The following is an 11,442-nucleotide window of genomic DNA, read 5'->3' as shown; positions in this document are numbered from 1 at the left end:
ACAAAATCTTTATCCATAAACATATCGCCTTGATGATATAAATGTAAATCTGATCCACAAATACCTGAAGCAGTAATCTTAATAATTGCATCAGTTGGCTCAATTATCTTTGGATCTGCAACTTTTTTTACTTTCATTTTCTTCTTGCCTTGAAATGTTACTGCCTTCATATACAACACTCCCCAATTATAATATGTTACATACGTCATTAATACCACATGCTTGGAGTAATAAACATCTCAATTTAAATAACTAGCAGTGTTTGGAATCATCTTTATTAAATTGGCTCATCACCATAACACGTGGTTGCTATTTTAACGACCAAGCTCGAAGCGTAATCTCAAAAAGAAACGTTCGAGGTTTCGGTAGCCATAGCCACGGCGTTTGATAAGCTTGATTTTGTTGTTCGTTCCTTCCATCTTTCCGTTCGATAGACTGGACACGATCGTTCGACGCATCGCTTCCTCTCGGTTCTGGATCGATTTCGCGATCTTCGCCAGAGGCCCGCAAGGATGGGACTGATAACGATCCAACCAATCGGTCAGTCGACGTTTCGCCTGTCCATGGCACGTGGCCTTCAGCACATATCGGATATGTTGAAGTCCTTGATAGAGGTCCCGGGTGAACGGATCTTCCCGAAGGCAAGAATCGGCGACCTCCCTGTCTTCGGGGGACAGCGTCTCCGGACGACAGGCGAGAGCACGGTCAATCACACGGACATGATGGTGACGTCTCGCCTCGTTCAAAAAACGACGCCGACGGCGAAGGGCGTCCGTGAAGAACTGGATGAGATGGAAACGATCCAGCACATGTTTCGCATCCGGGAAGACATGTGCGACGGCCTTCGCCATCGCCGGTGCAAAGTCACTGACGACAGAACGGACATCTCCGGCTATGCCTTGGAGTGCAGCCGTGATGGCCGTGACGTCCCTTCCCGGGACAATGGACAGGAGCCGACCACTCTCGGCATCGAGGGCGATTGTCGCATAGTGATGTCCTTTTCGTGTGGCGAACTCGTCGATGAGGACGTCTGTCGTATGCTTCTCTGTCTCTACTGAGGCGTACCGATAAAACCATCGTTCCACCGTCGTGTAAGGTAATCCGTATTCACGCGCTACATCTGAGATCGTCCTACCATGGCAACGTTCTGCGATGCCTTTCCGGAACACCTCGGTGGAGGTGCGGACGAGCCCGAGACCGTAGTCATACACGAACGTCAAATCACAAGAGAGTCATCTTTGACGTGGGACATCCAGCTCGATCCAGAGTATACCGACGTTCCATGCGTGACCGTGTCGGAAGCGACGTCGCCTTTTCGAATGCAGGACTGTCTTTCTCTGGCAAAGCGGGCAAGGGATGTCGTATCGATCCGAGATGACCGGGAAAACGTTCGGTTCTTCGTCTGAAGACATCTGAATCTGAAAAAGGTCTGGAAGTGGAAGAAGTAATTTGATAAACTGTTGGGACAAAGCGAAAACTCCAATCGTGGTTTGTCTAAGCAACAATTACGATACCGGGGTTTTCGCTTTTTTTCTATGTTCAATTCAAAATCTGATGGATTTTATGCGTCAACCACACCTTATGGTGATGAGCCATTGTTTTACCTATCAAAAAAATTTCAAGGGGATTATTATCATTTGTTAATTTGGTAGATGAATGACTTTATTCTCCGATACTGGTATAGCCAACAGATGATTCGCCACCATTTCACGTTTTGTGAAGTTGTTCGTAATAGATATTCGTTTTGCCTCTTTCATGTCGAGAGACAGGAGTGTCCTGCTTAAACACTTTTGGAATAGTGGGTAAAACGAGTATGTATACGTTTCGACATCGAAATATATACATGCTCGTTTAAAATGGTCTGATTCATTCTTTCATGGCCTGTTCGATTAAAAAGATTGATATCTTTCACGTTTAAAAATCTAGACATCTTGACCATTGATCAAGAGGTGTCAGGACATCAGTTGTTTCATGACCATGCTTATGATGGAACCAAACCGATCTCGGTCAACAACCGGAAGCCTAGGATACGAGCAGACAGATAAGCGATCAGTGCGTCCTCCGCACTGAATAGACGGTCTCTCGATTCGTCTTGGTTCACCTCATGTTTCGACATGTTGTACAAACGTACGAATACAAGTAGGCTCTGAATCGTCTTTTCATCTATCGTTCGTAGCTTGGCGATTTGATGGACCGCTTTTCCTAAGGTGGACTGGGAGTGTCGAAGCGACCCGAGCGTTTGCGATCGCATCAAATATTGACGTGTCACGGCCTCCAGGTGCATGCCTGCATATTGAACGATGTATCGCGCCCCATGCGCTACGTCCCGCTCTAGTTCGCTCGCCGCATACTGCAACGGCCTATACAAAGTTCGTTCCATTCCGCCGGGAAACGGATTCTGTATCGGGTTTTTAGGAAGCAGGTATCCGCCGATCCCTCCGATTTCCGCGTCCGTCTCCCATAAATGTGCTACGAATTCCGCTTGCCCGTGCATAGGGCATTTAGCCGCAAAGTCATCGACAGCGGTCTGTTGCCCATGGTTCAAAAGTTGTTCATATAGCCAACGTGTGTCAGGTAAGGCATGTTTCATCTGGCCTCTCCGCCTTCTCTGATTTGATGGTCTTTCGCTTACTCATGTACGCGGATCGTATCAATAGTCCAATGAAAAATGTACCGGTTCGTCCACTGACACTATTGACGGATTGACGTTCGAGTAGACGCGGGGCCGCCTACCTTCGATGGTAATCCTCGTGATGGCACCGCGTTCGACAAATAAATGCAATGAGCTCACTTCAGACACAATTGATTTGAATACAAGGACCGCTATGAGGTGTAGTCTGATACATTCCAGGGTGACATGCTGATCAAGCAAATCCGGGATTAACCGATCGGACACCTCATAGCCGGATGGATTCCCGTAGATGAGTGTTTCCGAATGATCCATTCTGACATGTCTTGGAACTTCTTTGTTGAATAGATAGTGATCGATTCTCAGCTTAGCGATTTCATCGGGTTTAATACCATTGACCGTCATTTCACTAAACATATGACTACCATGTCTGTCTTCACTCGAGACCAGCTTGAGGTTGATTGTTTTTTCGCCCCCAACCACTTCCACATTCACCTCGGCCACGCGGACATATTCAGCCGTATCTTCAATCGCGAAAGGTTGCTCAGTTCTCCACATCTGCTTGAGCACTTCCTCGACCCCTCTCGAGTTGTCTTCGGCCTTCAAGATCAAGCTGTATGCCTTGTCAGAACCGTTGTAGCGATATGAGAAGTAGCGTGCGTGGACACGTCCTAGTAGAAACCAATCTCCAGAGTTGTCGACCACTCGCTGCCCACCATCGAAGAGTGGTGCCGGTGACAGATTCGATCCGGCCTCTCTCGTCTTTACATTCTTGATGACGACGGGTGGACCGGAGAGCGTGCTGTTTAAGACAGGATGTTGATTCTCGAATTCTTTCGAGAGAGCTCGGCTGACGTAAGCATAAAGCGTGTAGATATCAATCTCCCCGCTCGGGTTCGTCGCCCCACCTTCTAGGCCACGGATCAAATGATCTGTGAAGGCTCCATGTCCGTTTCGATCCCAAGCCAACTGATTTTCCGTGCACGCTGCGATGACGAACTTACCGGACCCTTTAATTTCAAGCCCTCTCTCCATCAGATTGTCGATTGATCGCATGAGCGCACCGCTATGACACGTATCAAAAAAGCTCAAGACTGTGCGGGCCTTTGTTTGATCGATATGGTCTCTGACATCGGACATGTTGATGCTGGTGTCACCTATGGCATGAATACCTGCATCATATGGAATGAAATACGCATTGGTTTGACTGAACCCCCCGTGGCCTGCCCAGTAGAGAAATAAGACATCATTTGGAGACGCATCTCTAAAAAAACTATGTAATGCATGATCTAACATTGACTTGGTGGTCAAATTCCCATATAAAATCTGGACGTCAGATTTATCGAATACGGCGGGCTCTTCTGTCAATAATCGATTGATTTCTCTTACGTCGTTTAACGTATTCGGAAGAGCGGATATCTCATGGTCACGTTGCTCATTGACTGCAATTAATAGAGCTTTATACAATATAAATCCCTACCTTCTCATCATTTACATATATTGTATTATACAATGTACACATGCTCCAAACTTGAATAGAAAAATCAATCACTCGATTCAGAAGACATGTCAACGCAGACTCTTTCATTCTCAATCCTTATTCTAAGAGCCATTGATAAACAGCTGATTTGAAAAGTAAAGTGCCTCTAGGTAAAAACAAAAAACCATTCGACTGAATGGTTTCCCTCGCTTGTCGATCGACAAGCCCACGTTCTTGCTTTTAGTGTTGTTCTTACGCTCCGTGCCTCCCGTCAGAAAGGTCCAGGAACATAGAGATGCGGCGGTGAGCCAGCAGCTCTTGTTATCGGGCCGTCAGGGAGGCAGCGGTGCGATGAGCGACTTCGCCAACGGGCGTTAGACGCTCACGCATGAGCCCGGATCACCATCCCTTCTCCCATGCCCCGTCTTCAGAGACTCCCCAATCCTCGAACCGATACTTGATGAGCCAATGCACATGCATCACTTCATATTCGAACACACCCTTGGATAGCTCCGAGACGACGAAGCTGACATCTCCATTCGCCACCACCCATGTCCCATATAGATACACGATCTTGGTCGGACGCTCTTCAGAATCCAGATAGATCACCACGCGGAAGTAAGGCGAGTTCAGTCCGTCATCGAACCGGACGACCTTCTCGACGCAATGTTCCTTGTCGACGACACGCATCCACTCGGGATGTTCCATCAGTTCCGAGAACATCGTCCGGACGAACGGATCCAACCCTTCGAACGCATAGTCATCAAGCAACATCTCATTCACAACGTCTCACCCCTTCCAGTTCTTTATAGAACGATTCCCCGTCCAGAGCCGGTTCAGTCCTTGTTCATGAGCCTACAGAAATGAAGACTTTTAAAAATTGTATACACATATACAAATCTACATGTATACATGTATACAATGCTTCCTTTTTCTTATGTACGACGATTCCGTCGAATCATATTGGTATTGAAAAAGACGGTGAGGTGGGTCAAGCGCTCTCCTTCCTTCACATCACAAAGCAGATCCATGCTCACAAGTTTTAAGTCGTCAAAATCTTCTTGAAGCCGGTCAGGAAGGCGTCGAAGCAACACCTCCGTCATCTCGTCCATCGTCTGTTGATCTAGTTGGTAGCCGTCCATCTGAATCATCCTCTCCTGTTGATAGCCTCATGATACCTCGCATCCAAGCAGGCAACATCTCGCCTAATTTCACGTAAGCCCTGGTGTTGTTTCAAACAAGCCCTAGGGCTTGTTTCGAAAACATGGTCATTATCAATAAACAAATCTTCTTTTTTCCGGATCCCGCTCTATGGATTTAAACGAGAACGGCGCAAGTCGTAGGTCACTTCAAAGAAAAACGTACGTTTTTCGTCTTTATAGATTCCAATCAAAGACAACACTCAGCTGAATGGTACTCCTCCCAGAAAAAAGTGTACATTTAATATTAAACCGGGCATAAAAACAGAACGTTTGTTTGCTTGGATATTTTATGGTAAATTTATTTTAAAATATACTAAATATTCAAACAAAAAGGAGTGTCGATTATGGCTTTATGTCAAAAAGAGTTCCTTGATTTTCATGAGAAAATCAAGCTAAAACTAGAAAACCAAGTACTTAGTGAAAAACGTGACATAATAATCAAACGTATTAGGGAGAACTTATCTAAAGATGAGAGTAAACCTTTCACTATATTCAATCAAGGTTCATATGCCATGAAAACAGGGATTGTTCCATTAGACGGTAATTATGATATAGATGTTGGTTTATACTTTGATATGTCCCGGGATGATGCACTTTCCGTAGAGGCTAAAAGATGGGTATACAACGCGGTCAAAAATCATACTGACAACGTTGTGTATAAAAATCCTTGTGTCACTGTAACCTATAGTGCGGGATATCATGTAGATATTACGATCTACTCTGCTACAAATGCTAATGGGAAAGTGTATTTGGCGAAAGGAAAGCCGAATAGCAATGCTGAGGATAAGTTCTGGGATGAATCCAATCCAAAGGACTTAATTGAAGTAGTCAAATATCATCTTTCAGATGAAGAAGACAGAAAACAATTTCGTAGAGTAGTCAGGTATCTCAAGAGATGGAAAGATATACACTTTGCAGATGTTAATGGAAAACCTACAGGTATAGCGTTGACTTCTTGTGCTTATCACTGGCTCAATATTCAAAAAGAGACAGACTCATTTACAGGCAAAAAAACGTATAAAGACCTGGACGCCCTAATAATTCTTGTGCAACAAATGATTTCGCGCTTTATTGACGACATGGTAGAAATAGATGGAGAGTATAAGTGGATGCCACGTTTGAAAGTAACTCTACCTGTGGAGCCAAAACCTGATTTATTTGAAAAAATGACTTCTTCTCAGATGCAGACATTTAAAGAAAAGTTAGAAAGGCTTCTCAAAGGACTTGAAGAGGCAAAGATTAAAGTAGATCCTGTTGATGCCGCGAAGATTCTCCAAAAATATTTCGGTACTGATTTCCCAATTCCAACTAGACCAACCACAGGTAAAAAATCCGTAGCTAAAGCGGTTATTCCAAGTTCAGAATCTGCGAATATTTAATATTATGCTACCTTTACTCAGAGAGCTAAAAAAGGAATTGGATTTACTTGACCAGCATATTCTTATAGATTTCGAACCTCTTTCAATATCTGATTCTACAAAGTATAGAGGTCTTAAACAATTAGCCAAATTGTCTGTACTGATTGATGGGGACCCATCTGAAATAATTGTCGCTTTCCCTGATTCATTTCCAAACGCACTCCCTTCCTTTTTCTATGAGGAAGGGAAGTTCGGGACCTTTCCTCATTTAGAAGAAGACGGGTTGATTTGCTTTACTAGAAACGAATCACTTGTCTTAGATTCTAGATATCCTGCTTCTATTTTGATAAATTGTTTAGAAAAAGTTATTGAATTAATCGAAAAAGGACTATATGGCGAAAATCGTGAAGATTTTTCACATGAATTTGAAGCTTACTGGCGTAAGAGTTCAGAAATGAAGATTTATGCCAGCGTCGATGTTCAAAATCAAACAGTGCGACATTTAAATTTATGGATAAAAGAAGTAGGGAAAAAGCATTCAATTTTTGCTTCAGAAGAGAAAGAGAATTTTGATGCAGCATTAAAAAATATTTTTCATATAGATAGTAAAGAATCGATAAAATGTAGGTGCATTTATTTTCCTTTAGAAAAAGGTACCTTCTTACTTCCACCAACAACAGATACAGAATGGTCCTATTCTACAATAAGACAAAATATTTTGAATAATCTTTCACCTGAAAATAAAAAGGTTTTTCGCCTCCTATTAAAAAAAACAAAACACTTCAATCCTAAATTCGACTTTATAATAGTCGGGTTGCCTACACCTGATGGAAATTTCTCCTTGTTCAGCTATGCCTTTTATAACAATGAAGTTCCGATTAAAAAAAACCTAAGAAAAATCCTTGTTCATCCATTCATATTTAAGTCCAAAAATTTAAAAAGTATAAGAGCTACTGTTAGTAGATGGCACCCTTCTCATATGCTGAATCGAACAGGCGGAAATATTTCTTTGATGAACAAACATGTATTGATAATAGGAGCGGGATCTATTGGTAGCGAGATAGCCGTCCGCTTTGCTAAAGCTGGAGTAGCGAAAATCTCACTTGTTGATTACGACATATTAGAGTTAGATAATGTTCATCGTCACGCTTTGGGGAGTGATCGTGTTTTTAAAACCACAGAAGACAATGGAATACGAAGTAATTTTAAAGTTCACGCCCTTTCTGAAGAAATACAAAAAAAATATCCATTTACCGAAGTTTCTGCTTATGCAAAAACATTTCTTAATTTCGTAAACGAAGAAACGGTTGATTGGTCAAAATTTGATTTGGTGATAGTAGCAATTGGTGCCCCTAATCAAGAGATGCAAATCAATCAGCATATGTTGAGTCTTCCTTATACTCCTCCCGTTCTCTACACATGGGTAGAACCATTAGGAATTGGTGGTCACGTGTTGGTCACAGCTAATCATGTTAAAAGAGGCTGTTACCAATGCCTTTTCAAACCTATAGGAGAAGATCCGATATATAATCGCTCCGCATTCGCTAAACCTTTTCAAACGTTCTCAAAGTCCGTAACTGGATGCGGTTCTGTTTTTACCCCGTATAACTTTTTAGATAGCGAACGTACAGCTATTCTTACTGTTGACACAGGAATAAAAGTATTGCTTGGAGATTTGATTGACAATCCGCTTCTGTCTTGGAAAGGAGATGCCCAAAACTTTCTAAATCATGAATTTCAATTCACATCACGTTTCACATTAACTACAGAAGAACTTTATGCCTCTCGGCTATTGTATAAAGATGAAGAATGTAAAGTATGTCTATCGTAGGGGGGATTTGATGAAAGAAATAGTCCTTCCACTCACTGATGGTCGAAAACTTTTAATTCATTCAGATGCAATTCAAAAAATGCAGAAGTATCGACAATTTGAGTCAAAAGATACAGAAGCAGGCGGTATATTGATCGGTAGAATTATCTGTGATAGTAACGATTTCATAGTCGATGATGTTTCAGAACCAATGTTTTCAGATAAAAGAAAAAGAACTTATTTCAAACGAAATGCAAATGAACATCAAATGTATTTTGATTCTAAGTGGATTACTTCAAAAGGAAGGTGCTTTTATCTTGGCGAATGGCATACACATCCTGAAAAAACACCTAATCCATCACGTACTGATTTAAACGACTGGAAGAGAATATCAAAATTAGATTTTGAGTCCGATCATCTTTTTTTTCTGATACTCGGTACAGAAAAAATGGGAATATGGTGTATCGAGAGGAATCAATATACTCTAAATATATTAGGGAGCGTAATTATTGATGAATAATTCAAATTCTAGAAGACCTTTAACTAGTGCAGAGGAAAAACATCTTTGGATGGTTTCTGGTGGGATATGTTCTTTCGAAGGCTGTTCTAAACGCTTAGTTGTTTCAACAGATGGGATGTTAACAAATATTGGGATAAAAGCTCATATTATCGGTCATAAAAAAGGTGCAGCTCGTCATGAATATATGGATGAATACAATTACACCCAAGATGAGTTAGAAGATATTACAAATCTAATGTTAATGTGCTATCACCATTCAAAGTTAATAGACGATAAAGTAACAAAAGAACAATTTCCACCTGCTAGGTTATTTGATATGAAAGAAAAACATGAAAAATGGGTGGCATCTAGACTCGAATTATACAAAAAAAATAGTATTGCGCTTATTTACAAAAGGTTAGGCCCTCCTATTAATGATATAGAGTATGAGCTTGAAGCACCCTATGTTCTTTTAGAGGCTATAGAAGAACAGAATGAATTTGTAGACTTTACGCCCCAAGGATGGGAAAAAGGAAAAAGGGAAAATGAACATCTAGCTAGAATGTTCAATCAAAGACTTAAGAATCAATCTATCAATACGGTAGAGATTTTCCCACTATCCCCCATTCCCTTGTTAGTTCATATGGGTTTTCTGCTTACTGATACCTTAACTCTATCAATTTATCAATTCAATCGTGAAAAACAGAATTGGGTAAATAATCAATACGCAGAACAAGAGCAGACTCCTATTCAACTAGAGAAGGTCATATGTACGAATGGGGAAAAGGAATTAGCCATTCTTTTATCAATAAGCGGAAGCGTTCAATTAGCTGACGTAAAAGAAACTTTAAATCGAGATTTTGATTATGTTTCACTCACCATTGATAATCCAAGTGTGAAACGGATTCTTTATCAAAGTGAATGCAAAATTATACAGGTTGAAATAAAAGAGATAGTAGAGCAACTAATTCAACAATATGATTACGAAAAAATCCACCTCTTTTATGCTGGACCTGCAGGACTCGCTGTAGAAATCGGTAGAGGAATAAACCCACGAATGTGGGGAGAGGTTTGTTTATACCAATACGATAGACGAATGAAACCTCGCTATAGCTATGCTTTTTCATTAATTTAAGGATATAGACAGGGGTCGTTTTGGTGGGTACTATTACACTAACTATCTATATCTTATCAACCCATGATGTGGCCATTCGAACTTCAGGAGCTTTATCAGCCGAGATCCTAGTATTTTTCTTGGTCAATAAAAGACTTTCCGAATATCTAGTTGATTCAATTTAATCAGAATTTGCATCAAAAAAGCACGCAGGAGATGAGATGACTCTATCAACTGCGTGCTTTCATATATGGATTTAATAATCGTTCAAGTTCACTCTGTTCGATAGAATCGAGTCCGTTGATTTTTTTTGGAATGATAATCGCATCGGCCTCTTGAAAATACAAATATAAATGTTTCTCATCTTGTGATGCTTTATCTATCGATTCCCAAGGGATTTGAAGCATGCCCTTCGACTTAGGGTTGTCCGAAGTCCATTCTATCCCAGAATCATCAAATTTCACCGTTACAGTCCTCGGCCATCCCCCCATTTTCTTCAACTGTACCATGCTCTTCCTTAAAGTAATGGGGGGATACATTTTTCGTAACAATGGATATAGCAAGAGCATGACTAGAAAACCACTTGCTATCGCCACTAACACAAAGGAAGTAAACGATATGACACGAGGAAAGAAATACACCACTGCTGCAAACCCATAGGCAAAGGCCAGCAACTCTGTGTAGATCAGCAAAAATCTACTTCTGCGTTTATGATAGTTTGTATTTTTAATCAGGTCTTTCTGTAGAGAAATAAAATCCTCTGGCGTCAACTGATATGTAATGGTCAAATTTATACCCCTCTCTATTTTCTAATTCACCAATTTTAATTTCAAGAGCAGTTGAAACGGCTTTAAATCTAAGATGCTAGATTCATCATTACGTTTGGGAACAATAATTGCGTCACCCTCTTCAACGTATAGATAATAGTAAGAGTCATCTTCACTTAACTTTTTAATGGACTCCCAAGCTATATTTTTTTGTGATGTCACTAGACCCTGTTTCGATGTAATGATAATCTCGGTTTCATTCATGACTAGGGTAACCGTTGTCGGAAATCTGAGGTCATTTTTTAAAAAGTAACGAAACTGCCAAATCGTGACGTAAGGATAGATTCGCTTCACAAATGGCATCAGTACTAAAGCAAGAAATATACCTCCTGTCAGTGCGAGTGAAAAAATAAGTTCTTCGGCTACCAAGGAGAATAATAAAAGTTTCGTAAATAGGAATCCAACGCAAAAAACAAGGATACTCATAGTGATATTCTGGGCTAACCTAAATTTTTGAGACAATATAAAAACACCTTCGCAGTGGTACACTTAAAAAAAGTGCTAGCATCGGAGGTGTTTTTGC

The 11,442-nt window shown here is 41.1% G+C and carries 11 protein-coding genes and 1 pseudogene; 4 read left to right on the top strand and 8 right to left on the bottom strand.

The annotated features are described in order from the left end of the window. The 6 genes and pseudogenes from KNP72_RS15450 to KNP72_RS15425 all read right to left on the bottom strand — a co-directional run. Positions 1–170 (bottom strand): annotated as a pseudogene (locus KNP72_RS15450) (alcohol dehydrogenase catalytic domain-containing protein); the annotation flags it as partial. Between the two features lie 144 nt (positions 171–314). Then, a complete protein-coding gene (locus KNP72_RS15445) occupies positions 315–1,211 on the bottom strand; it encodes an ISL3 family transposase (protein ID WP_353048471.1) in 897 nt (298 codons plus the stop codon). Between the two features lie 770 nt (positions 1,212–1,981). Further along, the gene (locus KNP72_RS15440) at positions 1,982–2,590 is read right to left on the bottom strand and encodes a hypothetical protein (protein WP_214834387.1); all 609 of its coding nucleotides are present in this window, start codon (positions 2,588–2,590) and stop codon (positions 1,982–1,984) included. A gap of 60 nt (positions 2,591–2,650) precedes the next feature. Further along, on the bottom strand, positions 2,651–4,096 hold the full coding sequence (locus KNP72_RS15435; RefSeq protein ID WP_214834384.1) for a caspase family protein: 1,446 nt from the start codon (positions 4,094–4,096) through the stop codon (positions 2,651–2,653). Positions 4,097–4,508: 412 nt separating this feature from the next. Next, positions 4,509–4,892: a hypothetical protein gene (locus tag KNP72_RS15430; protein WP_214834382.1), complete on the bottom strand. Its 384-nt coding sequence runs from the start codon at positions 4,890–4,892 to the stop codon at positions 4,509–4,511. A gap of 152 nt (positions 4,893–5,044) precedes the next feature. Next, a complete protein-coding gene (locus tag KNP72_RS15425) occupies positions 5,045–5,251 on the bottom strand; it encodes a hypothetical protein (protein ID WP_214834379.1) in 207 nt (68 codons plus the stop codon). A gap of 404 nt (positions 5,252–5,655) precedes the next feature. Between KNP72_RS15425 and KNP72_RS15420 the strand changes: the two genes are divergently transcribed. The 4 genes from KNP72_RS15420 to KNP72_RS15405 are packed head-to-tail and all read left to right on the top strand — an operon-like array spanning position 5,656 to position 10,113. Next, complete coding sequence (locus KNP72_RS15420) at positions 5,656–6,690, top strand: nucleotidyltransferase domain-containing protein (RefSeq protein WP_214834376.1); 1,035 nt, start codon at positions 5,656–5,658, stop codon at positions 6,688–6,690. 4 nt (positions 6,691–6,694) lie between these two features. Continuing rightward, positions 6,695–8,500 (top strand): ThiF family adenylyltransferase, encoded by a 1,806-nt coding sequence (locus KNP72_RS15415; RefSeq protein WP_214834373.1) that lies wholly within the window; start codon positions 6,695–6,697, stop codon positions 8,498–8,500. Positions 8,501–8,510: 10 nt separating this feature from the next. Then, complete coding sequence (locus KNP72_RS15410) at positions 8,511–8,999, top strand: Mov34/MPN/PAD-1 family protein (RefSeq protein WP_214834371.1); 489 nt, start codon at positions 8,511–8,513, stop codon at positions 8,997–8,999. Continuing rightward, the gene (locus KNP72_RS15405; RefSeq protein ID WP_214834368.1) at positions 8,992–10,113 is read left to right on the top strand and encodes an SAVED domain-containing protein; all 1,122 of its coding nucleotides are present in this window, start codon (positions 8,992–8,994) and stop codon (positions 10,111–10,113) included. Before KNP72_RS15410 ends, KNP72_RS15405 begins: the two co-directional genes overlap by 8 nt. 209 nt (positions 10,114–10,322) lie before the next feature. Here KNP72_RS15405 and KNP72_RS15400 read toward each other — a convergent pair whose 3' ends face one another. Next, positions 10,323–10,880: a YcxB family protein gene (locus tag KNP72_RS15400; RefSeq protein WP_214834365.1), complete on the bottom strand. Its 558-nt coding sequence runs from the start codon at positions 10,878–10,880 to the stop codon at positions 10,323–10,325. Positions 10,881–10,901: 21 nt separating this feature from the next. Beyond that, the gene (locus tag KNP72_RS16075) at positions 10,902–11,123 is read right to left on the bottom strand and encodes a YcxB family protein (protein WP_353048470.1); all 222 of its coding nucleotides are present in this window, start codon (positions 11,121–11,123) and stop codon (positions 10,902–10,904) included. Between the last annotated feature and the right edge of the window lie 319 nt (positions 11,124–11,442).

The organism is Exiguobacterium sp. s152, from assembly GCF_018618335.1.
Lineage (GTDB): Bacteria > Bacillota > Bacilli > Exiguobacteriales > Exiguobacteriaceae > Exiguobacterium > Exiguobacterium chiriqhucha.
The sequence above is the reverse complement of the archived record's forward strand: the minus strand, read 5'-3'. Positions and strand labels throughout refer to the sequence as shown.

Coding starts and splice junctions, on each gene's coding strand:
- KNP72_RS15440 (WP_214834387.1), bottom strand. CDS start 2,590: ATGAAACATGCCTTACCTGACACACGTTGGCTATATGAACAACTTTTG.
- KNP72_RS15425 (WP_214834379.1), bottom strand. CDS start 5,251: ATGGACGGCTACCAACTAGATCAACAGACGATGGACGAGATGACGGAG.
- KNP72_RS15420 (WP_214834376.1), top strand. CDS start 5,656: ATGGCTTTATGTCAAAAAGAGTTCCTTGATTTTCATGAGAAAATCAAG.
- KNP72_RS15415 (WP_214834373.1), top strand. CDS start 6,695: ATGCTACCTTTACTCAGAGAGCTAAAAAAGGAATTGGATTTACTTGAC.
- KNP72_RS15410 (WP_214834371.1), top strand. CDS start 8,511: ATGAAAGAAATAGTCCTTCCACTCACTGATGGTCGAAAACTTTTAATT.
- KNP72_RS15405 (WP_214834368.1), top strand. CDS start 8,992: ATGAATAATTCAAATTCTAGAAGACCTTTAACTAGTGCAGAGGAAAAA.
- KNP72_RS16075 (WP_353048470.1), bottom strand. CDS start 11,123: ATGAATGAAACCGAGATTATCATTACATCGAAACAGGGTCTAGTGACA.